17 protein-coding genes are annotated in these 25386 nt (G+C 59.3%); 11 read left to right on the top strand and 6 right to left on the bottom strand.

The window, feature by feature from the left end:
• Nucleotides 1–226 precede the first annotated feature (226 nt).
• Nucleotides 227–2548, top strand: coding sequence for a T9SS type B sorting domain-containing protein (locus ABD903_RS06620; protein ID WP_345222466.1), 2322 nt, complete (start codon nucleotides 227–229; stop codon nucleotides 2546–2548).
• Between the two features lie 62 nt (nucleotides 2549–2610).
• Here ABD903_RS06620 and ABD903_RS06625 read toward each other — a convergent pair whose 3' ends face one another.
• Entirely contained in the window at nucleotides 2611–3600 is a 990-nt protein-coding gene (locus ABD903_RS06625; protein ID WP_345222468.1) for a cation diffusion facilitator family transporter, read from the bottom strand.
• 178 nt (nucleotides 3601–3778) lie between these two features.
• Between ABD903_RS06625 and ABD903_RS06630 the strand changes: the two genes are divergently transcribed.
• From ABD903_RS06630 to ABD903_RS06640, 3 genes are all read left to right on the top strand, one after another.
• Nucleotides 3779–5137, top strand: coding sequence for an Nramp family divalent metal transporter (locus ABD903_RS06630; RefSeq protein ID WP_425555405.1), 1359 nt, complete (start codon nucleotides 3779–3781; stop codon nucleotides 5135–5137).
• A gap of 101 nt (nucleotides 5138–5238) precedes the next feature.
• Nucleotides 5239–7500 carry a TonB-dependent receptor gene (locus ABD903_RS06635; RefSeq protein WP_345222469.1) on the top strand — a complete coding sequence of 754 codons (2262 nt, stop codon included), beginning with the start codon at nucleotides 5239–5241 and terminating at the stop codon, nucleotides 7498–7500.
• Between the two features lie 81 nt (nucleotides 7501–7581).
• Nucleotides 7582–8433 (top strand): transporter, encoded by an 852-nt coding sequence (locus tag ABD903_RS06640; RefSeq protein WP_345222471.1) that lies wholly within the window; start codon nucleotides 7582–7584, stop codon nucleotides 8431–8433.
• A gap of 101 nt (nucleotides 8434–8534) precedes the next feature.
• Here the strand turns inward: ABD903_RS06640 and ABD903_RS06645 are convergent, their stop codons facing one another.
• The 4 genes from ABD903_RS06645 to ABD903_RS06660 form a co-directional block, all read right to left on the bottom strand.
• Nucleotides 8535–8924, bottom strand: a complete 390-nt coding sequence (locus tag ABD903_RS06645) for an SPW repeat domain-containing protein (protein WP_345222472.1) — start codon at nucleotides 8922–8924, stop codon at nucleotides 8535–8537.
• A gap of 88 nt (nucleotides 8925–9012) precedes the next feature.
• Entirely contained in the window at nucleotides 9013–10221 is a 1209-nt protein-coding gene (locus tag ABD903_RS06650; RefSeq protein ID WP_345222474.1) for a DUF1501 domain-containing protein, read from the bottom strand.
• Between the two features lie 141 nt (nucleotides 10222–10362).
• A complete protein-coding gene (locus ABD903_RS06655) occupies nucleotides 10363–11820 on the bottom strand; it encodes a DUF1800 domain-containing protein (protein WP_345222475.1) in 1458 nt (485 codons plus the stop codon).
• 230 nt (nucleotides 11821–12050) lie between these two features.
• The gene (locus ABD903_RS06660; RefSeq protein ID WP_345222476.1) at nucleotides 12051–15500 is read right to left on the bottom strand and encodes a lamin tail domain-containing protein; all 3450 of its coding nucleotides are present in this window, start codon (nucleotides 15498–15500) and stop codon (nucleotides 12051–12053) included.
• A gap of 169 nt (nucleotides 15501–15669) precedes the next feature.
• Here ABD903_RS06660 and ABD903_RS06665 point away from each other — a divergent pair, with 169 nt between their 5' ends.
• The 4 genes from ABD903_RS06665 to ABD903_RS06680 all read left to right on the top strand — a co-directional run bounded on the left by ABD903_RS06665 (nucleotide 15670) and on the right by ABD903_RS06680 (nucleotide 19957).
• Nucleotides 15670–16665, top strand: coding sequence for an aspartate-semialdehyde dehydrogenase (locus tag ABD903_RS06665; protein ID WP_345222478.1), 996 nt, complete (start codon nucleotides 15670–15672; stop codon nucleotides 16663–16665).
• Nucleotides 16666–16725: 60 nt separating this feature from the next.
• A complete protein-coding gene (locus ABD903_RS06670; RefSeq protein ID WP_345222480.1) occupies nucleotides 16726–17850 on the top strand; it encodes a TonB family protein in 1125 nt (374 codons plus the stop codon).
• Between the two features lie 399 nt (nucleotides 17851–18249).
• Nucleotides 18250–19245: a TonB family protein gene (locus ABD903_RS06675; RefSeq protein WP_345222482.1), complete on the top strand. Its 996-nt coding sequence runs from the start codon at nucleotides 18250–18252 to the stop codon at nucleotides 19243–19245.
• Nucleotides 19246–19351: 106 nt separating this feature from the next.
• Nucleotides 19352–19957 (top strand): OmpA family protein, encoded by a 606-nt coding sequence (locus ABD903_RS06680; protein WP_345222484.1) that lies wholly within the window; start codon nucleotides 19352–19354, stop codon nucleotides 19955–19957.
• 132 nt (nucleotides 19958–20089) lie between these two features.
• Here ABD903_RS06680 and ABD903_RS06685 read toward each other — a convergent pair whose 3' ends face one another.
• On the bottom strand, nucleotides 20090–20860 hold the full coding sequence (locus ABD903_RS06685; protein ID WP_345222486.1) for an alpha/beta fold hydrolase: 771 nt from the start codon (nucleotides 20858–20860) through the stop codon (nucleotides 20090–20092).
• A gap of 177 nt (nucleotides 20861–21037) precedes the next feature.
• On the opposite strand from ABD903_RS06685, the gene ABD903_RS06690 reads away from it, so the two are divergent.
• The 3 genes from ABD903_RS06690 (at nucleotide 21038) to ABD903_RS06700 (ending at nucleotide 25362) form a co-directional block, all read left to right on the top strand.
• The gene (locus tag ABD903_RS06690; protein WP_345222488.1) at nucleotides 21038–22936 is read left to right on the top strand and encodes a capsule assembly Wzi family protein; all 1899 of its coding nucleotides are present in this window, start codon (nucleotides 21038–21040) and stop codon (nucleotides 22934–22936) included.
• A 134-nt stretch (nucleotides 22937–23070) separates the two neighbouring features.
• Nucleotides 23071–23433: a hypothetical protein gene (locus ABD903_RS06695; protein ID WP_345222490.1), complete on the top strand. Its 363-nt coding sequence runs from the start codon at nucleotides 23071–23073 to the stop codon at nucleotides 23431–23433.
• A gap of 81 nt (nucleotides 23434–23514) precedes the next feature.
• Entirely contained in the window at nucleotides 23515–25362 is a 1848-nt protein-coding gene (locus ABD903_RS06700; protein WP_345222492.1) for an ABC transporter ATP-binding protein, read from the top strand.
• Nucleotides 25363–25386 lie beyond the last annotated feature (24 nt).

Genomic DNA, 25386 nt, shown 5'->3' on the forward strand with positions numbered 1-25386 from the left:
TTCTTAAACTTATAAGTGGCAGGCATTTGTCGCCGGCTAAATCTAGTATTATCTCTTGTAATTACCCTACATCACAGTGTCAATTTTGCATATTCCTCATTTCGAGTCTGAAGAGCAAGCCCAACTTTATTCATAAAAAAATGCTTATGGTTGAGTAGAAATGTTTTCTAAATTACGCCGCCGTTACTTGCGGCTCACCCATTTACCACCCATTTACCACCCTCCAATGCAAACAGCTTTACGCATTGCTTACCGGCTCTTCTTCTCGTGCTTGTTCATGGCAATTCTTGCCTTACAAGCCCGTGCCTCCCACGTTCAAGGAGGTCAGCTCACCTACCGTTGGGTAAGCGGTACCACCTATGAAGTGACCCTCGTAACGTACCGTGACTGTTCCGGTATCGGCGCAGAAACGTCGTTCACATTAGCCGCCAGATCGGGTGGTTGTGCGTCTACCGCAACAACGGCTACCCTGATCCAAACGGGTGTACCTCTTCTGGGCACGCCTTACTGCCCGGGCATTCAGGCACAGGTGATATGTCCGGACAACTCCGGAACTGTTCCCTTCACGAATTTCAAAGAGTATACCTACATAGGCCGGATCAACCTTCCTCCGGCCGACGAATGGGTGCTGAGCGTTGAAAGCTGCTGCCGCCCGGAAACCCGCACCCTAGCTGGTGGGGTTAGCGCGGGCTTTCGCTTCGAAGCGACATTGAACAACCGCATTACGCCCGCAGGAGGTACCGTTCAAACGATAGAAAACACGTCGCCAAGATTTGCGGCCAACCAAGCAGGTATTCGCTTTGAATGTGCACAGAAAAATGCCACGGTGACTTTTTCGGCCAACGACCCGGTTGATAACGACTCGCTGGTTTATGAGCTGGCCCCTCCACTTGACGGCTGTAATACACCAAATTCCTTCCTGTCGTACCCCACAAACCTGCGGTGCACCACGCGCACCGTTGCGGGCTGCACTTACACCTGCTCGGGAACGACGCCGGCTTCGTTTAGCCCCACTTTCCCGATTGCCGTATCGTTTGATACAACCGGTACGTGCCCCAACCGCACACTCACCCCGCGGTTCCGGTTTTCGCCGGCCGACGGCCTTTTCTCCTTCACCGCAGCCTCTTTTGTTCCGGGAAACACCACTGCTGCCCAGGCACAAAACAAATACGTAGTCGTGGGCAAGGTTACCGAATACCGCCGCTTCCCCGGCAGCAACCGACGCTACAAGGTCGGTTCGATCCGCCGCGATATGCTGGTGGTGATTATTGATTGCGGTACCAACAGCCCGCCAGACCCGCCCCAAGTTGTGGTTAGCACCCAGCAGACCAACGCCGTGGTGCGCACCACCCGTGACTCAACATACATTACGGTACAGGCCTGCAATTACGCCCGCGTACGACTCCGGTTCACCGACCCGAACACGAGTAACCTGCTAACCGTTGAGCCTTTCAACAACCCCAGCAATGTACTTGAAGGTGGTGATATTGGCGAATACTTGGGTGTATCGGCCAATGGCTCTGCACAACCACAGGCCACCCTCTTGTTTCAACCGCAGCCAAATTTTGTGGGCACCACACGCACGCTGCTCTTCCGCATTACCGACGATGGGTGTCCATTCAAAGGAACGCAAGTACGGCCGGTTGTTATTCGGGTAGTAGAAGGCGAATTCGCCAGAGCATTGGCTTCGACTAACCAGCAAAACCAAGCCGTAGTGTGCGAAGGCCAGCCTGTAACCATCAACGCCTTGGTGCAACGCCCCGATTCGGTCATTCGGAACCGCCAAGTGTATGCTTTCACTTGGAGCGGCTCGCGTACTGGCATCACCCCGGCTGAAGGACTGAACCCGGGCGATGCCAATTTGCAAAACATTACGGTTCGCCCCACCCGTACCACGCGCTATTACCTCACCATCACTCCCACTCGAGCTTTCCAGCCGGCTCTGTGTCGCGACACAGCCTCGATTTTGGTGCGTATTTTGCCGCGCTTGACGGCTTCCTTTACTGTGGCCGAGCGTGCGTTTTACGCCAACCGGGACAATATTCCCCCGCGCATTTTCACCTTTACCAATACAACCCCCAGTTTAGCGCCCAACGACAGCGTACGCTGGACCTACAAGCGTATTACCAACGACGCCGGGGAACAGGTTATGGAGGATGAAATTGTGTTTTCGCGTCAGCGTATTGGCAACCCCGAGCTTACCCTCGATCAGGGAGGACAATACGAAATTCGTCTGTTCGTGTTCAACAACGTTGCTGGTACGTCTTGTCCTTCTGCCGTGGCCCTCAAAACGGTGCAGGTTCCGCCATTGGTTATTCCAAACGTTATTACGCCTAATGGGGACGGCAAAAACGAAACATTGGTTCTGCAATCCTTACCAGACAACAACCAGGTGCAAATTTTCAACCGCTGGGGCCGTTTGGTTCGAGAATACAAAAACTACCAGAACGATTGGGATGCAAAAGATCAGCCCGACGGGATATATTACTTTATGGTAACGGCCCAAAATGGGCAAAGGCTAAAAGGTTGGGTTGAAATCATTCGCTGATTAAAGTCGATGCCTAAGCAACAAAAAGGGCGCCTACCGAAGTAGGCGCCCTTTTTGTTGCGCTACACTTCTAACTGGTGCCGCTCGTTTTTCACCACGTTTTCCAGCGTCCAGGGAATAAGCCGGGTGAAGGCGTGGTGGCGCACGGGGCACTCGGGCATGGTACACGAGGGGCAGGCCGCAAACGTGCAGGGGTCGGCGTGCACGAACATTTCCACTTCTACCTCAAAGCGGCTGCGCACCAGTTCCTCAATGCGCGTAACCTCCGTGTGCGATTCGTCGAGGCTGAAATAGTAAGGCATGGTAATGTGACAATCGATGTGCAGGTCGGCCCCGTAGCGCACGATGCGTAGGTTGTGTACATCTATCCACGGCGGCTGGCGGTGCTGCTGCAACTCGCCAATTACCTGCTTTACGGTATCCACGTCGGACTCATCCATGAGGCCCGACACGGAGCGGCGCACCATGCGAAAGCCGTTCACCACAATGAAAAGACCTAGTATGAGCGCGGCCCCGGTATCGAAGAGCACGTTGCCGGTAAGGGCTACCAGCACCAGGGCCGCGCACGAAACCAGGGTGCTTACCGCGTCCAGGTACAAGTGCTGTCCGTCGCCCACCAGGGCTGGGGAATGGAGTTGGCGACCTTCGCGCACCAGCACAAACCCCACCAGCAAGTTGATAACGGCCGTGGAAGCCAGCAGCCAAATGCCCCAATCGGGGCGTTGTACTGCGTGCGGGGCCAGCAGGGCCTGCACCGCGCTGTAAAAAATGTACACGCCCGCGCCCAAAATCAGCGCACCTTCAAACCCCACCGACAGGTATTCGATTTTACCGTGGCCGTAGGGGTGGTTCCGGTCTTTGGGTAGCCCCGATAAGTAAAGGCTGTAAAGAGCGAAGCCGCTGGTAAACACGTTGATGATGGATTCCAGCGCATCCGTCAGCACGGCCTGCGAGTGAGTTAAACTCCAGGCATAAAACTTGACGAAAACCAAGCCGATACTTACCACCAAAGAGAGCAGACCGTAGCGGTTGCGCTTGAGCGTACGCAGCATAAACAGAAGAGACGAGTGAGGCGCAAACGGGCTACGCGGCAAACAAATTTCGCACGCGCAAACCTTTTCGGGACGTAATCGGTATTTAAGGAGGTTTAAAAAAAAATTTAGACTCGTCTAAAAGTTGTTTCTTTGTGACAGTTAGCGCTAGTACATGATTCCACTGCCTACCCAACCTTTGCAACGTCCTACCCCAGAGCCCATCGTTTCGCCAGACGAGCCGGGCTGGCGGCAACCGCGCCGCGCTCCTTCCTTGGCCGATGTGTACGCCAGCATACGCGTGCCCGCGCAAAACGCTTCGTTTTGGCGTAAGCTCATGGCTTTCTGGGGCCCCGGCCTTATGGTGGCCGTGGGCTATATGGACCCCGGCAACTGGGCCACCGATATTGCCGGCGGGTCCCGTTACGGCTACACGCTGCTGTCGGTTATTCTGATTTCGAACCTGTTTGCCATGCTGCTGCAGCACTTGGCTGCCAAGCTGGGCATTGTAACCGGCCGCGACCTGGCCCAGGCCTGCCGCGACCATTACAGCAAGCCGGTAGCCATGGCCCTGTGGGTGCTGTGCGAAATAGCTATTGCCGCCTGCGACCTGGCCGAAGTCATCGGCTCGGCCATTGCCCTGAACCTGCTGTTCGGCATTCCGCTTACGGTGGGTGTGGTGCTTACCATTCTCGATGTGCTGGTGGTGCTCTACTTTCAGAGCAAGGGCTTCCGCATCATCGAAAGCATTGTGGCCGGCCTTATCGTGGTCATTTTCGGCTGCTTCCTGTACGAAATCATCCTTTCACAGCCCGACTGGGCAGCTATGGCCGGGGGCCTGCTCCCGAAAACGGAAATCGTGACCAACCCGGCCATGCTGTACGTGGCCATTGGCATTCTGGGCGCCACCGTAATGCCCCACAACCTGTACCTGCACTCCAGCATTGTGCAAACGCGGGCCTTTGAACAGAATCCGGCCGGCAAACGCATGGCCATCAAGTTCTCCACCATCGATTCCACGGTGGCGCTGTTCCTGGCTTTCTTCGTGAATGCCGCCATTCTGGTGCTGGCTGCGGCGGCCTTTAACCGCAATGGCATGTACACAGTAGCCGACATTCACGACGCGCACAAGCTGCTCGCGCCGGTGCTCGGCGCTGGCGCGGCCGGGGTGGTATTCGCGGTGGCCTTGCTGGCTTCGGGCCAGAACTCCACGCTCACGGGCACGCTGGCCGGGCAGATTGTGATGGAAGGCTTTCTGCACCTGAAGATGAAGCCCTGGCTGCGGCGCCTCATCACCCGCCTGATTGCGGTGGTGCCGGCCTTCATTGTAACGCTTATCTACGGCGAAAAGGGCACCGGCGAGCTGCTGGTTCTCAGCCAGGTAATTCTGTCGCTGCAGCTCAGTTTCGCGGTGGTGCCGCTGGTACTTTTTACCAGCGACAAACGCAAAATGGGCCAGTTTGTGAATGCCCCCTGGGTTAAGTACACCGCTTGGGTGGTGTCGGGTATCATCATTGCCCTGAACCTGTACTTGCTGTTCGAAACGTTTTTTGGGTAAGCCGAACGGCGGGAGGCTTTGCGGCTTCCCGCCTTTTTTTGCCCGCCCCAGGTTTTAGACTCGTCTAAAAAAATATTTCAACTCACCTTCACTTTACGTTGATGCGACTTTTATTACTCTGCTGCTTGCTGTGGTGCTGCTCGTTCACGGTACAGGCGCAAACGGGCACGGTGCGGGGTGTGGTGCGGTCCGACGGCAAGCCGGTACCGTTTGCCAGCATCGGAATAAAAGGCACCACGCTGGGCACCACGGCCGACGAGGCTGGCAGTTTTGCGCTGGAGAAAGTACCGGCCGGCGCGCAACGAGTGGTAGCCAGCGCGGTAGGCTGTAAGCCAGCCGAACGCGACCTGACGGTGCGGGCCGGCGAAACCACCTCGGTGAATCTGCTGCTGGCATCGGCGGCTAATGCCCTGGGCGACGTGGTTATCAGCGGCACGCTGAGTGAGGTAGTCAAGAGCGAGTCGCCGGTGCCGGTGGAGATTTACACGCCCAAGTTCTTTCAGAAAAACCCCGCGTCCAGCTTGTTCGAGAACCTGATGATGGTGAACGGCGTGCGGCCGCAGCTGAACTGCAACGTGTGCAGCAGCGGCGACATCCACATTAATGGGCTGGAAGGGCCCTACACGATGGTTCTCATCGACGGCATGCCCATTGTGTCGTCGCTGAGCACGGTGTACGGGCTGAGCGGTATTCCCAACAGCATGGTGGAGCGCATTGAGGTGGTGAAAGGTCCCGCTTCCACGCTGTACGGCTCGGAGGCGGTAGGCGGACTCATCAACGTCATAACCAAAGACCCCTCAAAAGCACCGCAACTTTCGGTTGACGGGTTTGGCACCTCGCACGGCGAAGCCAACCTTGACCTGGGCACCACGCTGAAGGCCGGCAAAGCCACGTCGCTGCTCACTGCCAACTTATTCGGCTACGGCCAGCGGCGCGACGTGAACCAGGACGGATTCACCGATTTGCCCACGCAGCACCGCGTGTCGGTGTTCAACAAGTGGCAGCTGGCGCGGCCCGATAACCGCGTGGCCAGCTTTGCGGGGCGCTACTATTACGAGGACCGTTTTGGCGGGCAGCTGGGCTGGCGGCCCGAGTTTCGGGGCGGCGACAGTATTTACGGGGAGAGCATTTACACCAGCCGCTACGAGGCCCTGGGCCAGTACCAGCTACCACTCGCAAGTGAGAAAATGCTGCTCAGCGGCTCGTTTAACGAGCACAACCAGAATGCCGCCTATGGCAACACGCCGTACCGGGCCACCCAGCGCGTGGGCTTCGGGCAGCTTACGTGGACGCGCGACCTGAGCATCCGGCACAATTTGCTGATGGGCGCGGCCTACCGTTACACCTGGTACGACGACAACACGCCTGCCACGGCCACCGCCGATACCCTGAACCCCACCAACTTACCCGACCGCGTGCATTTGCCGGGCGTGTTTGTGCAAAGCGAGTTCCGGCTCACGCCCGATGCCACGCTGCTATCCGGCCTGCGCTACGATTACAACTCCCGGCACGGCAGCATTTTGTCGCCGCGCCTGAACTACAAGTGGGGCCGTCCCGATGGCTCCCAGGTACTGCGTGTGGGCGTGGGCAACGGCTTTCGGGTGGTGAATTTGTTTACCGAAGACCACGCCGCCCTCACCGGGGCCCGGCGTGTGGTGGTGGAAGGCGACCTGCAGCCCGAGCGGTCGTGGAACGCGAACGTGAACTACCAGCGGCATTTTACCACCGGCGCCGGTTCGCTCATTCTCGATGGCAGCGTGTTCTACACCTACTTCACCAACAAGATTACGCCCGACTACGACACCAACCCCGACCAGATCATTTACCGCAACCTCGACGGATATGCCGTATCCCGCGGCATTACGCTGAACGCCGACTGGACCCTGGCAGCGCCGCTGAAGCTGATTGCGGGCGTAACCGTGCTGGACGTGTACCGCCAGGAACGCGGCCCCGAGGGCGGACCTTTACGCTACCAGGAGCAGCTGCACACGCCGGCGGTATCGGGCACGTACGCGGCTACTTACACGCTGGAGCGCCTTGGACTGACGGTGGACTACACCGGGTTGGTGAACGGCCCCATGCGGCTACCTGTGCAGCCCAACGACTTCCGTCCGGCCCGTTCGCCGTGGTACACGCTGCAAAACGTGCAGGTTACCAAGCGCATGAGTGGCAAGCTGGAACTCTATGGCGGCCTGAAAAACCTACTGAACTTCATGCCGCGCCACGTGCTGCTCCGCCCCTTCGACCCCTTCGACCGGCAGGTGGCGCAGGACAACCCCAACGGCTACAGCTTCGATACCAGCTACAACTATGCGCCGGTGCAGGGCCGCCGGGCGTTTCTGGGGCTACGCTACTCGCTGTAGGTTTCAGCGGAACGGCTACTCTAGCGCTGTAACATCGAATGGAAAGCGTTCTGCGTATGCAAGGCACCTTCCCTCTTTCCCATGCTTCGCGCTTCCACTTTTTTGGTCGCTTTCCTGACGGGAACGGCCGCAATGGCCCAATCGAACTCGTCTGTGCCGGTCGATTCGGCCCGTTACACCTTATTTAAACCCACGCCGCGCGACCAACTGCGCAAGCTCCACCCCGACCGGCCCGGCATTACCCAAAGCGCTTACACCATTAATCCCGGCCATTTCCAGCTGGAAACGAACCTGATGCGGCTGCGCAAGGGGCGCGAAGACGGTGGCCCGCGTCACCGGGAGCTGCTCCTGAACCACGCCGTGCTGAAGATGGGCGTGACCGAACGCATGGATGTGCAGGTGAAAGTGGAGTCGTATTCGGTGGAGAAAGAGTGGCCCGACGATGCGGCTGGCCCGGAGCGGCATACCGGCTTTGGCGACGTAAGCGTACGCGTGAAACGCAACCTCTTCGGCGACGACAGCGGGAATTGGGCCTTGGCTGTCAGCGGCTACGTAACTCTGCCCACCGGAGCGGCTGTAGGCCGCGGCGGTTTAGAGGGCGGTTTGAGCATTCCCGTAGAGTATAAAATAGGCGAAGGCACCGGCCTTTCGATGCAGGTGCAAGGCGACATTGAAAACGACCGGGAGACGAACAGCCACTATTTCGCGCTACAGCCCGCCGCCACCATTAACCACGATTTTACCAAGTTTTTGGGCTCGTATGCCGAGGTGATGAGCCACTGGAACGCCCATACCGGCCGGTGGCGGCACCTGTTAAACCTTGGACCGGAGTTTACCCTAAGCGAAAACGTGCAGTTTGATATGGGTGCCGGCATTCCGCTGAACGCCCAAACCGACCGTGAGTTCTTCATTGGTTTTACCTACCGTCGGTAGCGGCCTCTAGTCGAATTCGGTCTACAGCAAAAAGCGCAGGCCCGGTCGGTAGTAACCGGCCGGGCCTGCGCTTTCGGAACAACTATTAACGCTGCGCCGGATTAATGCCGACGTTCATGGGCATCGGTGAGCATGGTGTGGGTTTGGGCTTTCCAGTCGGTAATAAGCCACACGAACAGGAACACGATGCCCGATCCAATAAACAGGTTGCGGGCCACGGGTTGTTCGTCGGAGAAGCCAAACAGGAACGGCAGCACAATGAACACCAGGCCGCTAACCAGCTCCGTAGCACCGTGAATGGGGAACGGAATAACGCGCATCCAGCCCAGCGGGTAATCCGTCATGAGCGCAATGAGCAGGTAACCAACACCCAGCACGTAAAACGCCGTGGAGTATGGGTGTTGCAAGTCGAAGAGGAAAGGAGCCATACCGAAGAAGATGGCCGTTATGTAGTCGAGCACACCGTGGGCCGGCGGGGACAGGATTCGCATGGGGCGGTTAAGTTTAAGATGAATAAACTATTCATGCTTTAATACGACCCTGAATGTCAATAAGATATAGCCGAGGTAATAACCCGAGTTATACCAGTCCACTAATGGGCGCGGGCCCAGTGCCCAGAATCGTGCCCGCATCGGCCTGTAGCCAGTCGCCTAGCACGGCGGCGTAAACGCTCCGGAAATCAACTTGATAGCGTAGGTCGCCCTCGTCGAGGTTAGCCAGATCGGGGGCATTGTTTACCACGCCTGGACGGCGCAATTTGCCGCCAATGAGCAGCACGTTGTTGGCCGTGCCGTGGTCGGTGCCGTTGCTGGCGTTCTGGGATACACGCCGTCCGAACTCGGAGAAAACTAGCACCAGCGTGCTATCGAATTGCCCGCCGCGCTGCAAATCCTGCACAAACGCCCCTAGCCCGTCCGACAAGTCGCCCAGCAATTTGCCTTGCTGCTCCTGCTGCCGCACGTGGGTATCGAACCCGGTGAGTGAAGTGTAGTACACCCGCGTATCGAGGCCGGAGTTAATGAGTTCGGCGGTGGTTTTCAGGCTGCGGGCAAACTCGGTATCGGGGTAAGTAACGGCCGAGCGGTAGACTTTGGCCTTCTCGTACAGGAACTCGGCCGACGAAGCCGTTTCCGCCAGGGTTTTGTAGAGGTAGTCCAGCTCGCCAATGCCGGTATTGGCCGACTCGCGGCTTACCTGGGCCAGTAATCGGTTTTGGGTGGCCTGGCGGAGCTTCTGCGGATTTTTCAGCGCCAGGCCTTTGCGGCTGTTGCCCTTCATGGCCAAGCTCAGGGTATCGTCGACCTCAATGCCGGTGTGGCCGGTGGTGCAGCCCGTGCAGCTGGCATCGAGGTAGCGGCCGAGCCAACCGGAGCTCAGGTACTCATCGGATGCTGAAGCCGTGTGCCAGATGTCCATCGAGCGGAAGTGTGAACGGTCGGGATTGGGGTAACCTACACTGTTCAGCACGGCCACGTGGCCCTCATCGTAGAGGGCTTTAAGGCGCGTCATAGCCGGGTGTAGGCCAAGGTCCTTTTCGAGCTTGTGCAAACCCACTTGCTCGCGCAGGGCCAGCGTGGGCCGGGCTTGGTAGTACAAGTCGTTGCGGTAGGGCACAATGGTGTTCAGGCCATCGTTACCGCCGCCCAGCTGCACCACCACAAGGCGCCGGCCGCTGCCATCGCGCAGGCCGGGCACGCCGCCGCGGTCGAGCGCGTGCAGGAAGCGGGGCACGAACAACAACGAGCTGGCTAGTACGGAGGATTTCAGGAAGTCGCGGCGGGTAGACATGGTTTTTGGCTATTGGCTGATGGCTGATGGCTATTGGCTGTTAGCTGATGGCTGTTGGCTATTAGTTGATGACAGTGGATACCACTGAAAAAAAACGTTGCGTTGGCGAAATACTGTCAGCCAAGAGCTAACAGCCAACAATCAGCACAGCTGGTACTCGGGCAACGACAACAGCGCACCCAGCCCGATACGCAGCCGCTGCTCCACGGGTGCGGCAGCCGTTAGCTGCTGCACCCGTTTCAGGTTTTCGGGGCGCAGCGGCGCTTGCAGTAAAAACGCTCCCAACCGGGACGGATGCTGTTCTGCTGGGACTTTATCGAGCAGGCGGGCCACGGTGGCAATGCTCACGGGGGCGGCGTTTTGGGTACGCAACACGCGCTCGGCTTTGGGCAAGGAAGGCGCAATGTCGTTTTCGTCTTCCTTGAGGGCCACGTTTACCTCGGCTTGTTTCAGGAGCACTTGCGGCAGTTGCAGGCGCAGCAGCAGCGACGAAGAGTCAATCCAGTTGCGGCCACCGGGCCAACCCGCAACGTTGGGCGGCTGAAACAAGGTTTGGCCGAGGGCCTTTTGCCAGAATACGAGCAGCCGACCGTCGGCAGGCTGCAAACCGGCTTGCCGGCGCAGCCCCACCAGCAGCTCCACCGGCGACTTTATGCGCGTACCCACGTTGGCAGCGTCGTAAAACCAATCGGCCGACAGCATGCGCTCCATCAAGTCCTCAATGTCGTAGCCGCTGCGGTAAAAGGCGTCGGCCAGGGGCTGAATGTGCTGCGCATTGGGCACGTCGTTCACAAAAAACCGGTAAAGCTTGGTAGTGATGAACGCGGCAGTTTCGCGGCGCTCCAGCAGGATGCGCAAAATGTCCTCGCCGCCGAAGTTGCCGGTGCGGCCCATGAAGGTTTTGGGGCCGTCGTCGTGCTGCCGCGCCCGAAACACGAACTGGCTTTGTGCATCGTAGCCCCAACCGGTGAAGGCGCGGGCGGCTTCTTTCACGTCCTGCTCGGTGTACTGCCCCCGGCCGATGGTGAACAGCTCCATCACCTCGCGGGCGAAGTTTTCGTTGGGCCGTTGCTTGCGGTTTTGCTGGTTGTTGAGGAACTGCAGCATGGCCGGCTCCTTCGATACGGCCAGCAATAAATCGGAGAACTTGCCCAGGGCCAGCCGGCGCACGGTGTTGTTGAGCTGCAGCGCGGCATCGGGCCGACGCACCCGGGCGGCAAAATGGCCGTGCCAGAAAAACGTGAGCTTTTCGCGGAACTGCGCCGGCGACGTAGCCATGCGTTCCAGCCAACCGGTGTTCATGGCGTAAAACGCCTCGCGAATCTGGCGGTTTTGCTGCTTGCGTTGCTCGGCCGTAAGTGCGCCGCGCTTCATGGCAGGAGCCTGCGGGTCTTGCCGCATATCTGCAGCAGGAGCCGGTGCCATGGCTAGTTGCTCGGCGTATTGCATGTGCGGCCCGCCCAACGGCTCAACCGTTTTTGAGTCCTGCAGCAGTTGCTTCAGGGCTTTTCGCACCGGCAAGCCCGAGGCAGCATCTTGGGGGCGAGGCCCAAACCCGGCCCGCCAATACAAATGCTGTAGCTGTTGTTGCGTTGCCATAGGGCTAGTACCGTGAAGTAGAAACTGCTGACTTGGATACGGTAAGCGGCCATAAGTTTAACGTGCATCACGTAAAGCACCCTTTAGTACGACAGCGCGACCAAGCCGACCAGCCTTCAGCAACGATTCCGTTCAACGACGCGGGGCCGGCAAGCTAAGCTTGCCGGCCCCGCCCGGTTCCGCGCCTTTCGCGCCGTTTGGTGTCGAGCTGAACGCTCTTGCGCCTCTCTTTAAAGTCGCGCCCCGAGCACCACGGTTTTCTTGTATTCCCGCTTCTGCCCGCCGTTTGGCCGGAACAGCTCAATGTGCAACAGGTAATGCCCAAGCCCGGCCTTGCGGCCCTGATCGGTAAGGCCGTCCCACTGAAAGAAACCGGTGGTAGCCAGCGTTTCGTTGCGCACCAAGCGGCGCACCATGCGGCCCTGCGTATCATACACGCTTACGCTGGCCGCATAGCCCGACTGATCGAGGCGGTAGGTAAGCGTGGTGAAGTCCCGGTCGCCGTCTTCGTCGGGCGTGAAAATCTCGGGGTCTACCTGAAACTGCTGGTTGCCCACAGCTTCGGCCAGAAACTGCGAGTTGCGGCGGCCCGGCGTGGCATAACCCACGCTGCCGGCAGCGGAGTGAAAGTTGCTGGCTACGCTGGGTCCTTCGGGCCGAATACGCTCCAGCGAAACCCCGTCGCGGGTATCCAGCAAAGCGAGGTGCATGTCCTGGTCGTACGTAAACCGGTCCAGCACTACTTGCTGCCCGTTGCGCAAAAGCACGGTACCCGCGTCGTCGGGGTAGCTGGGCAGCGAAGACATGGTTAGGAACGCCGTTGGGTCGTTACTCGTGGGGTACTGGCTTTGCACAATGGCCGGGTTGGTGGTGAGTACCAGCAGTCCGCCCGGCGCCAGCACCAGCGGCTCGGTGCTAATGGCGCTGAAATCGGTTCCGGTGCCCGTCTCCCGGCCTAAATCGGCCCCTTGCAGATCCACGTACTTGGTAGAGCGGTTGAGCAGCTCCACAAAATCGACACCGCCGGAGCGAGGATTAAACAGTACTTCGTTGATGACGACGTCGCCAGCCGCTGCGGGTACGGGCAGAGCAAATGTGGCCGAGGTGAAAGCACCGCTGGCATTGCCCACACAGTCGGTAGCGCGCTGCATGCTCACGGTAATGGGCTGATTGGCCGGTAAGGGCGTGGCCAACGTCAGGTTAACCGAACGGAAGTCGGGAGAAACCGCCGCCGCGCGCAGGATGCCCGTAACCGGCTGCAGCGTGTACAGTGCCAAGCTCGACACAGCGGCGCTGTCTAATTTCTCATTGAAATACAGACGTACGGTGGTGGCGTTAACTGCCACGGCGCGCAGCAACGTGGGGGCCGTGCGGTCGGTGTTTACAGCGCGGGCAGCGTTAGCTTGGCCGGGGGTGCCGCCGTTGGCGTTGGTGCTGGCGGTCCAGTTTTCCATGCCGCCGCAGGGGTTGGAGGTATCCACCATTTCCAGTGACCAACCGCCGTTTCGCTTGGCATTGTCGCGGTACCAGGTATCGGAGTACGTAACCTCAAAAAGCGTACGGCCGGATCGGCCACGCAGCACCAGTTGGTCGCCGCCGTTGCTCAGGCTAGGGAAACTACTCAGGCCGTAAACTGCTACGGAAAGGTTATTCTGTGCAAAATACTGCGTGAAAGCAGCCGCGGCCGAGGTGCCGCACACCACTGCGTATTCGCCGGGCCGCAGTACGGTTCCGTTCGGGAAAACAGCCGCCGAAGTCAGGCTGGGCTTCAGCAAACGCATGCCGCCCAAGTCCAGCAGCGTGGCAGTGGGGTTATAAATTTCGATGAACTCGAAGTTGGGCAAACGCACCGCCGGGTCCTCATCGGCCATTATTTCGGTGATGAGCACCTGCTGCGGATTGGGCAGCACGGCCGCCCCGAAGTACACAAACGAGGCGGAGGCAATGGGGCCGCTGGCGTTGCCCAGGCAGTCGGTGGCGCGCTGCACGTTTACCGTGAGCGGCTGGTTAACAGGTAAGGGCGCCGCCAGCGTAAGGTCCACGCTGCGGAAATCAGTACCCTGTACGGTTACGCTTTGCACGGCCGTGGCGGGTTGCAGCGTGTACAGCGCCACGTTGGCGGCTTGCGCGCTATCGAGCTTTTCGCCGAACGTCAGGCGCACCACCGTGGCACTTAGCGCCGTGGCACTGGTTAGCGTGGGGGCGGTTTGGTCGGGGCTGTTGGCACGCACGGAGTTCTGACGGGCGGGCGTCCCGCCGGTAGCGTCGGTGCTGGCGGCCCAGTTATCGGCGCCCACCACGCAGGGCCGGCCGGTGTCCACCATTTCCAGGGACCATCCGCCTTCTTTCTTCACATTGTCGCGGTACCAGGCATCGGAGTATGCCACGGCAAACAGCTGGCGCCCGTCGCGGCCACGCAGCAGTAGCTCATCACCACCGTTGCTTAAGCTGGGGAAGTTCGTGAGGCCAAATACTTTACCGAACCCGGTGAACTGCGCAATCCGCGTGCTGCCGCATACCACGGCGTACTCACCCGGCAGCAGCGTGGCCCCCGCCGGGAAAACGGCCGCGGTGGCAGTACCAGTTTTCAGCAGCCGCACGCCCGCTAAATCGAGCGGCGCCGCCGTAGGGTTAAATATTTCGATGTACTCGGAGGCGTAAGTGGCTGCCGCCCCCCCTGCGCCCGGGGTTTCGTCGGCGTAGATTTCGGTGATGAGCAGCTGGCTGGGGCCGGGTTGGGACTGCGGCGCCGTTGCGCTGAATGTGGCCGTGAGCGGACCGGCGGCCACGTTACCGTAGAGGTCGGCTACGTTGCGGACTTCCAGCGTGCTGGTGCCGCCGGGAAAAGCGCTGCCAAATGTGAGGCGCACCAGGGCCGGGTCGGCAGCGTCGCGGGTAGCGGCGGCGGGTACGGCGCCGCTGGCCAAGCGGAAGTTACCGGCAGCTACCGTGGCGGCCACCGGCTCGTTGAATAGAACCTCAAGCTGGGTGGTGGAGGTGGTGCTGGCCTGCACAAGCTGCGGCGGGGTGGTGTCGCTGATCAGGATATCGTCGAAGAGAAACGCGCGGTTGTTGGCCGACGAATACACCAGGGCCACGCCAAAATGCTGGCTGCGGGTAAGCGTAGCGTCGGTTGCGGTGCCTTCGGTGGTAAACGTGCGGCCGCCGGTTAGGTCGCGCTCCAGCGTCCAGACGTTAGCCGGGCTGCGGGTTACACGTACGCGCACCAGGTTGTTGGTTGAAGAACCCAGCGTACCGTCGGCGCCGTTAATGATAACGGTGCTGCTGCTGGCGTCTTTGCGGAACAAGCTGACTTCGTCGGCAGTGCCGCCCAGGCGCACAAAATAGCCGCGGTTGGTACTGGCTTTCAGGTCGGCTTGTTCCGACATCAGCCACACGTCGGCGAGGTTGGCAGACGACGTGGCCAGGCGCAGGTTAGCCCAAAACTCCCAGGTGGTGCCGGTTACGGCCTGGCTGGGCGTTACCAGCTGAATTTGGGAACCGGTTACGGCCGGGCCGTTGCTCTGCAGCTGCTGGGCAACTACCTGAAAAGAGGCCGCGTCGCCGGTCCAGGCCGGGTTTTGGGTGAAGTCGCCGTCGGTGAAAGATTCGTTGAGCTGAGCAGCAGCCGGCAAGGCCGGAAGCAGCAGGCACAACCCAAGAAGTAGCCGTTGCAGCATACAGGAAGGGTAAGCGGAATGAAGCGGTAACAGACGCCTACCGAACTGTTTCCAAACCACTTGGAAGCCAGCGCACAGCAGCGCAGGCTAAAGTTAGGAACAATACGCACGCTTTTACCGATTTTTGCATTGCGCTTGGTGTTACCGGCGACTTTAATTGACTTCTCTCATGAAAATAGCGGTTGTAGGAGCTACCGGTTTGGTGGGCACCGAAATGCTGAAAGTGCTCGAAGAGCGCAACTTCCCCGTCAGGGAATTACTGCCCGTGGCTTCCGAAAAATCAGTAGGCCAAACCATTACCTTCAAGGGCAAGCCTTACCAAGTGGTGAGCATGGCCGATGCCATTGCGGCTCGTCCGGCCGTGGCCATCTTCTCGGCCGGCGGCTCGGTGAGCAAGGAATTGGCGCCGCGCTTCGCCGAAGTAGGCACCGTGGTAATCGATAACTCCTCGGCCTGGCGTATGGACCCCACCAAAAAGCTGGTGGTGCCCGAGGTAAACGCTTACGTGCTCACGCCCGAGGATAAAATCATTGCCAACCCCAACTGCTCCACCATTCAAATGGTGGTGGCCCTAAGCAAGCTGCACGAGGCCTACCAGGTACAGCGCATTGTGGTTAGCACCTATCAAAGCGTAACTGGCACCGGCAAAAAAGCCGTGGACCAGCTGATGCAGGAACGCGCCGGCACCGCCGTAACCTCGCCTGCCTACCCTCACCCCATCGACCTGAACGTGCTGCCGCACATCGACGTGTTCGAGGAGAACGGCTACACCAAGGAGGAAATGAAGCTGGTGAAGGAAACCAAGAAAATCATGGGCGACGACGGCATTCGGGTAACGGCCACGGCCGTGCGCGTGCCCACCATGGGCGGCCACTCCGAGGCCGTGAACGTGGAATTTGCCCGCGACTTCGACCTGACCGATGTGCGCCGTCTGTTAAGCGAAACCGAAGGCGTGGAAGTAGTAGATGACCCCGCTAACAACCGCTACCCCATGCCCCGCGACGCCCACGGCCGCGACGCCGTGCTGGTAGGCCGCCTACGCCGCGACGAAACCCAACCCAACACCCTGAACATGTGGGTGGTAGCCGACAACCTGCGCAAGGGCGCCGCCACTAATGCCGTGCAAATTGCCGAGTACATGCTAAAAGCCGGCCTGATTAAGTAATACCGCAGCGTACAAAGTGCAATAGGTCGTTACCTTCGGGTTTCGACCTATTTTTTATTTATGCCTCGCCGTTTTTTATTGCTAGGTGCCGCGGTTTGTTCCGCTGCTTCCGCCGCCGCCCAAGCCCCCTCGGGCCCCGACTCTACCAAAACTTACCACTACGTAGAGCAGATGCCCACCTTTCACCGCGGCGGCACCGACTCGATTTTTGCCTACCTGGGCCGCCACCTGCGCTACCCGCCCGAAGCTTTGGCGGCACGCACGGAGGGCAAAGTATTCGTGGGCTTTGTGGTAAGTAAAAGCGGGGCGCTGGAAGACGTGAAGGTTACCAAAGGCACCAACCCCGTGCTGGATGCCGAAGCGCTGCGCGTTATTCAAAACATGCCGGCTTGGGAACCGGGCCGGCAGGTGGGCCAGCCGGTACGGGTAGCTTACGCCTTGCCCATTACGTTTCGCTTGCCGGCTTCCGCAGCGTCCTTGGCCCCCAGCCCCGCGCTTAAAACTCCTCGGCCCGATAACGAAAGCCGGCCTCCATATCCCAAAGGCGGACAAGAGGCGCTGTCGGCACACTTGAAATCGGCTTTTCAATACCCGACGGAGCTTCAGCAGGCCGGGGTATCGGGGGTAGTGTTTGTGCATCTAGAGGTAGATGCCACCGGCAACCTTACCAAGCTGGAGCCTTGGGCCGGAGCCGGTATTGCCGACGGGCAACGCACCAAGCTGCACCCGGCGCTGCAAGCGGCCGCCCAACAGCTTATTAAGCAGGGACCTGCTTGGCTTCCCGCCGAGCTCAAGGGCAAGCCCATGGCGGGCAGCAACCTCATTCCCTTGGTTTTCGACGCCAGTACGGGCACGGTTAGCCTCTTTCCAGGGTTGCGGCTGTTTCCCAACGAACCGCCCATCATTCCTGGCGGGCCGCAGAAATTTATGTCGTTTTTGGGCCGCAACATTCGCTACCCGTCGCAGGCACTCCGCTTGCAACAGCAAGGCAAAGTGGTGCTGTTCTTCGAAGTGAGCGAGGAGGGCCGCATCGAAAATCCGCTGGTTATTCAGTCGGTTACAGCAGCGCTGGACGCCGAAGCGCTACGTGTGATAGGGCTGATGCCGCCCATGCACCCGGCACGCGAAGCCGGAATGCCAGTTCGCACAGGCTTTACGGTACCCGTCACGTTTGCTATTCAGTAGTTTTCACCATTCGCCCGCCTCTTATTGCAAAACATCTACTTCTACCGCTGTTCGGGCCAACTTCACGCATTCCAGCCCCCGGTACCGGGTAAATTCCAGTGCCACTACGCCGCCCGGAACTGGCCGCTGAGCTGTACGTTCGCGCACCGTGAATACTGCGCCCCAAAGCACTCCTCGGGTTAGGCTAACCGCAACGTCGTCTCCCTTCATTCATCTTCACGGCAGCTCAATGGGTTAACACATAGCCGGTTGCTGTTCATTGTGTATGTTCATATGATACCATTAATACGCGTGCTACTGGCTGCGGCGCTAACTACTCCCCTAGCCGCCGTGGCTCAAACACCGGCTTCGCCTATAGTTTCCACTTCCGGTGAGGTGGTTTACCCGGTGGTTGAAGCTATGCCGCGCTTTCGAGCCGGAAACGCGCAGGATTCGCTCATGAGCTACCTTGCCCAGCACATGATTTATCCCGTTGAAGCCCAACGCGAACAGATCAAGGGCAAGGTTTACGTATCGTTTGTGGTAGGGCAGACGGGCAAAGTATCTGCAGCGCGGATTTTGAAGGGCGTGCACCCGTCGTTGGATGCGGAGGCCGTGCGGGTGGTAAGCAGTATGCCCGCCTGGGAATTGCCGGGCCGCCACAACGGCAATGTGGTAGCTGTAGCGTACACCGTGCCCGTGTCCTTTCAACTGGAGGACCCCGATAAGTATAGCCTCAACCAATTGCTTTTGCACCCGCATCAGGAAACGGTGTGTCGGTTTCCCGATGGCCCGGTGGGCTTGCGGCAGTACCTGAATCAGCCGGCAGGTCCCGGCCAGCCTCAGGGAATGGTGTTCGTACGGTTTTACATTACGCCCGAAGGCCGGGTGGCCAAGCCGCACGCCATACCGCCCCTTAACGGCGAAGGAAAGCCCAATGCCGCGCTTCGGGCTGCCACCAAGGCGCTGTGCGCGGCCGCCGAGAAATGCATTGCGGCCATGCCCGCCTGGACGCCGGCCACGGTAGATGGCAGCCCGCGGGCCAGCACCTACATTTTGCCGGTACAGTTTTCGAGCCAGCTCCCGACCGCTGACACCCCTTTGCCTTACGCCGACCAAGGGCCGGTTATCGACAACCTGACCACTGACGTGGAATTGGTGCGTTACCTGGAAAAGTCGGTGCAGTACCCGGCGCTGGCTGTCGGCGCCCGTGCGCAAGAAACCGTGCTGGCGTATTTCGTGGTGAACAGCCGGGGCCAGGTAGAGCAACCCGTAGTGCTGCAATCGGCCGGGCCGCTGTTCGATACCGAGGCGCTGCGCGCCATTCGGGCGCTGCCCGTGCAAAGGCCCGCCCAACTGGCCGGCCAGCCCGTGAGCGTGTTTTTTGTGGTGCCGGTAACGTTTGAACTTCGATAAAGCCCGGTTTTGTCCTTCTTTACACCTGCTATGCCATAATACTTAACTATTCATATAATACCCCGTACAGGTTTCCAACCTCCTTCCCCACGCAACCATACCACTTATGAAAAAGCCCCTATACTGCTTGCTCGCTCTTTCCCTGGCCTTAGCCAGCTGTGACGGCCTGAATAAGCCGCAAGCTAAAGACGAGCCCCAGGAAGCAACCCAGGACACCGCCGTGGTATACCGCGACGGCAAAACCGCCGCTGATGCGGCCGCCAGCGCAGCCGACAACTGGGACCTCGACGCCGACCTGCCCGACGCCCGCTACGAGGAAATTACGACCAAAGACGTGACCGTGCGCGGCAACGACCGGTACAGCGTGTACTCCGTTGACGAGGCCGTGTTTTTCGATACCGACAAGAGTGAGCTGAAGCCCACGGCTAAATCCACGCTGGAGCAAATCACCGCTTCCATCGGCAAACGCTTCGCCAACAAGGACGTTCGCGTTATGGGCTTTGCCGATGCGCGCGGCGATAAAAGCTACAACAAAGAGCTGAGCGCCCAGCGGGCCGAGGCCGTGAAAAACTGGCTGGTACAGAACGGCAAAATTGAGGCAACCCGTGTGAGCCTGGAGCCCATGGGCGAATCGGCCCCGGTAGCGTCGAACGCCACGGCGGCCGGCCGGCAGCAAAACCGCCGCGTCGAAATTGTGGTGCGGAATCAGTAACTGATTCCCTACGGAAATAAGTTGTTCGTTGTCAGTTGTTCGTTTTTAGTCAAGCAGTTGCATCAATCCTGACAACTGACAACTTAAAAAAGGCCCCGATGCACACTGCATCAGGGCCTTTTTTGTTTCGCCTTACTCCTCCCTGAAAACCCGGCCCGCGAAATCGAGTACGGCGCGGCGGGTATCGTCGGGCCGCTCGAAGTAGCCGAGGTGGCCTACGTCGGCTAGTACCAGCACGTGACTTTCGCGGGGCATTACCAGCTGGGGCTGCATGCTTTCCAGGGTTACGGCCACGTCTTCTTTGCCCACAATAAACTGTACCGGGTAGTGCGCTTCGATTAACACTTTGGTGCGGTCGGGCCGGTCGCGCATGGCGCGCAGGGCACCCACCACGGTATCGGTGGGCGTGGCTTTGCCGATGTCTTCCAGAAAGCAGCGCTGGTCAATCATCCGCTCGCGGTTCACGGGTGCAAACAGCGGCCGAATGAACGACTCCATGAACTTGTCCACGCCGTTGCGCATCACAAAGTCCATGTTTTTGTCGCGGTTGGCTTTCTTTTCGTCGCTATCGGCTAGGGCGGTGGAATGGAAAAGACTTAGGCCGGCCACCATGTTGGGGTAACGCTCGGCAAAGGCCAGGGCGGCGTACCCGCCCATGCTGTGGCCCACCAGCAGGGCCTGCTCTACGTTGCGGTGGCGCAGGTATTCGGCCAGGTAACGGGCCTGCGCTTCCATGGAATAGTCGCGAATGTCGCGGGTATTGGTCCCAAAACCCAACAGGTTGGGTGTGAGCAGGCGGTATTCGTCGGGAAAGTCGCGGGTAAAATCGGTCCAGACTTCGCGGCTTTCGCCGAAGCCGTGAATAAGGACGATAACCGGAAGCTGAGGCGCGGGAGCAGACATAACAGGGCACGGATGCGTGGGGCGGTAAAACTACACGATTGGCCGCTTGCATAGCTTGGGCAGCGCCAGCGGAGGGCTACACGGAGGCATTACCCGACCCGCCGAACCGAGTTTCGGTGGCGCGACGTAGCTTCACGGCCGCCGCTTGCGTATGCAGCCCGCTACTCCTGCTTCCCTATGACACATCGTTTCCTCTGCCTGCTACTTACCGCAGCGGGTTTTGCCGCCCCGGCAGCCCCGCTTCTGGCCCAGCAAACCGATACCACTCGCGTACTCACTCCCGTTCCCGCTCCGGTGCAAGTGCCGGCCCAGATTCCGGTGCAACAACCGGTTACTCCTGCGCCCGCACCGGTTTCCGCCGCGCCTCGCATCGACGTAACCGAACCCAGACGTACCATTCAGGCTCCGGTTTACGTGCCGCTCGATCAGGACATTTACCGCCTGATTGACCGCTACGCCATCAAGTTCGGCCCCGATTCCATCGGCGACATTCACACCTCCAACCGCCCGTACAACCGCGCCGCCGTAGCCCGGTTGGCCGAACGCATGATGCGGGAAAGCAGCTCAAGGGACTTTAGCAACTTATCGAAAGCCGACCAATTCAACATCAGCAACCTTCAAATAGACAATTGGCCCTATATAAGTAGTCAGCAAAACCCTCGGGAAACTAATGTTTTTCGGGCCTTTGGCAGATACTTTAATCCTAAAAAGAACCCAGGCTACGTTTCCGCTGACCTCTACAGCGTGCAAACACCCGATTTCACGCTGCGCGTGAACCCGGTGGTGCATTTCCAGCTTGGCTCCGATACCGAAACATCCGACGGCTTGCGCTTTGTGAACACCCGCGGGGTGCAGGTAGAGGGCACCATCGACCAGCGCCTGGGTTTTTACACCTACCTAGCCGACAACCAGATGGCCGTACCGCTCTACGTGCAACGGCGCGTGCAGCGCGACACCATTGTGCCGCATGAGGCCTACTGGAAATACTACAAGCAGGACCTCACCGACCCCAATCCGCCCAGCAAGTACGACTTCCTGTCGGCCCGCGGCTACCTCACCTATGCCGCTACCAAGCACATCAACGTGCAGCTCGGCCACGACCGTAACTTCATCGGCAACGGCTACCGCTCCCTCATCCTTTCCGACTACGCGGCCCCGTACTTCTTTCTGAAGCTGAACACGCGCATCTGGAAGTTTAATTACCAGAACCTGTTCGCCGAAATGAACGCCGACCGTGGCGTTCAGGACCGGGTGGACCCCAAGAAGTACATGGTTTTGCACCACCTCAGCCTCGACATTACGCCGTCGTTGAACGTGGGCGTGTTCGAGTCGACTATTCTGGCGCGCCGCAAGGGCCGGTTTGAACTGCAGTACCTGAACCCCATCATCTTCTACCGCGCCGTGGAGCAGGCCATCGGCTCCGATGACAACGCCCTGCTCGGCCTGGATTTCAAGTGGAACGTGCTCAAGCGCGGGCAGCTCTACGGCCAGGTGGTGCTCGACGAGTTTGTGCTGAGCCAGATTCGCTCCGGCAACGGTTGGTGGGCCAACAAACAGGCGTTCCAGCTGGGCGGCAGGTACATCGACGTGTTTGGCCTACGCAACCTCGATGCGCAGCTGGAGTTTAACTACATCCGCCCCTACACCTACCAGCACATTGATTATTACACCGGCTACACCCATTACCAGCAGCCGCTGGCTCACCCCATGGGCGCTAACCTGCGGGAGGTGCTGGGCGTGCTAAGCTACCAGCCTCTGCCGCGCCTGTCGCTGGTGGGAAAAGCATTTTACGTGCAACAAGGCCTCGACAACGTGAACGAATTAGGCGTGGAAACCAACTACGGCGGCAATGTGCTCAAGCCCTACACTAACCGCGTACAGGATTTCGGCAACTCCGTGGGCCAGGGCGTGCGCTACAACCTGCTGCACGGCGACTTCACCGCCACCTTTCAGGCCCGCCACAACCTCTTTCTCGATGCGAAGCTGATCGTGCGCAACTCGAACCTGTTCGGCAACGAGGCCATTCCCTCCATTTCGCTCCGCTGGAACGCCGTGCAGCGCCTGCACGAGTTTTAGACGACGAATTCAGTGGACTTGGCTACGCCTTCCGTCGATTCATGGATTTTGTAGCCGATTCAACAAGTGGCGCCCCGACGTTTTAGTTAGGGCGCCACTTTTGGGTTTATTTGGACACCAAGTTCCCGCTCATTATGCCCGCTGATTCTGAAACGCTGATTTTGTACCGCCCCGTGAACCAGGCCGAGCTGGATTTGATTGCCGCCGCCGACTGGCGGGCGTTTCCCCCGCGCCTGCCCGAGCAGCCCATCTTCTACCCCGTTACCAATGAAGCCTACGCAGCCCAAATAGCGCGCGACTGGAACGTGCCCTACTACGGCGTGGGGTATGTGCTGCGCTTTGCCGTAGATGCCGCTTACGCCAGCCGCTTTCCGGTGCAGAACGTGGGCGGCCCGGAACACGACGAACTGTGGGTACCCGCCGAAGACCTGGCAGAGTTTAACCAGCACATTGTTGGGCGCATTGAAGTAACCCAGGAATTTCGGCGCGAAGCTTAGCAGACCGGTTAAGGTAAACCAACCGATGCACCGACTGCCGGAACGCAAGCTCCGCCCGAGGGAGTTACCTTTGCCGCTTCGATGAAGACCTACCTCCGCATCCTCAACTTCGCCCGGCCCTTCGCCGATTTCGTGCCCCTGTACCTGCTGTACACGGTGCTGGGCATCATCTTCGGCATAGCCAACTTCAGCTTGGTTATTCCCCTGCTGAACGTGCTCTTCGATATCGTGAAGCTGGAGCCGATAAGCGCGCCACCTGCCTTTTCGCTCACGCTGGATTTCGTTTCGGGCACGTTCAATTACTATTTCCAGCAGGTGCTGGCAGCGCAGGGAAAAATGGGTGTGCTGGGCTTCGTTTGCGGGGTTATAGTGGTATCGGTGTTTTTCAGCAACCTGTTTCGCTACCTCAGCCTGCGGCTGGTGGCGCGGGTACGGGCTCGGGTAATTCGCAACATGCGCGCTACGCTCTACCAGAACGTGACGCGGTTGCCCCTCGGTTTCTTTTCCTCTACCCGTAAAGGCGACATCATGTCGCGCTTCACGAACGACGTGCAGGAAGTGGAAGTATCGGTTATCAACACCTTGCAGTCGGTGGTGCGCGAGCCGCTGACTATTATCGGCTACTTCATCGTGCTCTTCAGCATGTCGGTGAAGCTCACGCTGTTCACGCTGATTTTATTACCTATTTCGGGCGGTCTGATTGCGGGCGTCTCGAAACGCCTGCGCCAGCACGCCAAAATGAGCCAGTCCACGTTGGGCCACATGCTTTCGGTAATTGAGGAAACCCTGGGCGGCATGCGCGTTATCAAAGCCTTTAACGCCGAGCCCTACGTAACCGAAAAATTCCACGAGCAGAACGAGCAGTACACCAAAACCCAGCGCCGCATTGACAACACCCGCGACCTGGCCTCGCCTTTCTCGGAGTTTGCGGGCGTAATGGTGGTGGCAGGTTTGCTGTACTACGGCGGCTCACTGGTGCTCGGCGGCGAAGCCGGACTGGGCGCGGCGGCCTTCATTACCTACATCATTCTGTTTTCCCAGATTCTGGTACCGGCCAAGGCGCTGTCGTCCTCGTTCAGCAACATCCAGCGCGGCCTCGTGGCCGGCGAGCGGGTGCTGAGCATCATCGACACCGAACCCACTATCAAGGACAAGCCCGGTGCCGAGACGCTGCCGGCTTTTCGGGGCGAAATCGAGTTCCGCAACGTGGGCTTTAGCTACGGCGGCGAAAACGCCCGCAACGTGCTCGAAGAAATCAACCTCACGGTGGCCAAAGGCAAAACCGTGGCGCTGGTGGGTCCCTCGGGCGGCGGTAAAAGCACCCTCGCCGACCTGGTGCCGCGCTTCTACGACCCCACCGCCGGCCAGATTCTCATCGATGGCCACGACCTGCGCGACTGCACCGTACATTCCGTGCGCGAGCAAATGGGCATTGTAACCCAGGAAAGCATCCTGTTTAACGACACTATTTTCAACAACATCCGCTTCAACAAGCACGACGCCACCGAGGCCGAGGTGATGGAAGCCGCCAAAATTGCCAACGCCCACGAGTTCATTGTGGCCTCGCCCGAGGGCTACAACACCTTCATCGGCGACCGGGGCGCCCGCCTCTCGGGCGGGCAGCGGCAGCGCCTGAGCATTGCCCGCGCTATTCTGCGCAACCCGCCCATTCTTATCCTCGACGAAGCCACTTCCGCCCTCGATACCGAAAGCGAAAAGCTGGTGCAGGAAGCCCTTACTCGCCTTATGGCCAACCGCACGTCCATCGTTATTGCCCACCGCCTGAGCACCGTGCAGCACGCCGACGAAATTGTGGTGATTCAGCACGGCCGCATTGTGGAGCGCGGCACCCACGACGCGCTGTCGGCCCGCCCCGATGGCCTGTACGCCCGCCTCAGCCGCATGCAGGGCAATCCGGCCTTGGCCTAACCGCTCATAGCGCCAACCCAAAGT

It is taken from the genome of Hymenobacter koreensis (assembly GCF_039541855.1).
GTDB lineage: Bacteria > Bacteroidota > Bacteroidia > Cytophagales > Hymenobacteraceae > Solirubrum > Solirubrum koreensis.

Bases quoted from the DNA above. Each gene is read 5' to 3' on its own strand.
- ABD903_RS06620 (WP_345222466.1), top strand. From the start codon at position 227: ATGCAAACAGCTTTACGCATTGCTTACCGGCTCTTCTTCTCGTGCTTG.
- ABD903_RS06625 (WP_345222468.1), bottom strand. From the start codon at position 3,600: ATGCTGCGTACGCTCAAGCGCAACCGCTACGGTCTGCTCTCTTTGGTG.
- ABD903_RS06635 (WP_345222469.1), top strand. From the start codon at position 5,239: ATGCGACTTTTATTACTCTGCTGCTTGCTGTGGTGCTGCTCGTTCACG.
- ABD903_RS06640 (WP_345222471.1), top strand. From the start codon at position 7,582: ATGCTTCGCGCTTCCACTTTTTTGGTCGCTTTCCTGACGGGAACGGCC.
- ABD903_RS06645 (WP_345222472.1), bottom strand. From the start codon at position 8,924: ATGCGAATCCTGTCCCCGCCGGCCCACGGTGTGCTCGACTACATAACG.
- ABD903_RS06650 (WP_345222474.1), bottom strand. From the start codon at position 10,221: ATGTCTACCCGCCGCGACTTCCTGAAATCCTCCGTACTAGCCAGCTCG.
- ABD903_RS06655 (WP_345222475.1), bottom strand. From the start codon at position 11,820: ATGGCAACGCAACAACAGCTACAGCATTTGTATTGGCGGGCCGGGTTT.
- ABD903_RS06660 (WP_345222476.1), bottom strand. From the start codon at position 15,500: ATGCTGCAACGGCTACTTCTTGGGTTGTGCCTGCTGCTTCCGGCCTTG.
- ABD903_RS06665 (WP_345222478.1), top strand. From the start codon at position 15,670: ATGAAAATAGCGGTTGTAGGAGCTACCGGTTTGGTGGGCACCGAAATG.
- ABD903_RS06670 (WP_345222480.1), top strand. From the start codon at position 16,726: ATGCCTCGCCGTTTTTTATTGCTAGGTGCCGCGGTTTGTTCCGCTGCT.
- ABD903_RS06675 (WP_345222482.1), top strand. From the start codon at position 18,250: ATGCCGCGCTTTCGAGCCGGAAACGCGCAGGATTCGCTCATGAGCTAC.
- ABD903_RS06680 (WP_345222484.1), top strand. From the start codon at position 19,352: ATGAAAAAGCCCCTATACTGCTTGCTCGCTCTTTCCCTGGCCTTAGCC.
- ABD903_RS06685 (WP_345222486.1), bottom strand. From the start codon at position 20,860: ATGTCTGCTCCCGCGCCTCAGCTTCCGGTTATCGTCCTTATTCACGGC.
- ABD903_RS06690 (WP_345222488.1), top strand. From the start codon at position 21,038: ATGACACATCGTTTCCTCTGCCTGCTACTTACCGCAGCGGGTTTTGCC.
- ABD903_RS06695 (WP_345222490.1), top strand. From the start codon at position 23,071: ATGCCCGCTGATTCTGAAACGCTGATTTTGTACCGCCCCGTGAACCAG.
- ABD903_RS06700 (WP_345222492.1), top strand. From the start codon at position 23,515: ATGAAGACCTACCTCCGCATCCTCAACTTCGCCCGGCCCTTCGCCGAT.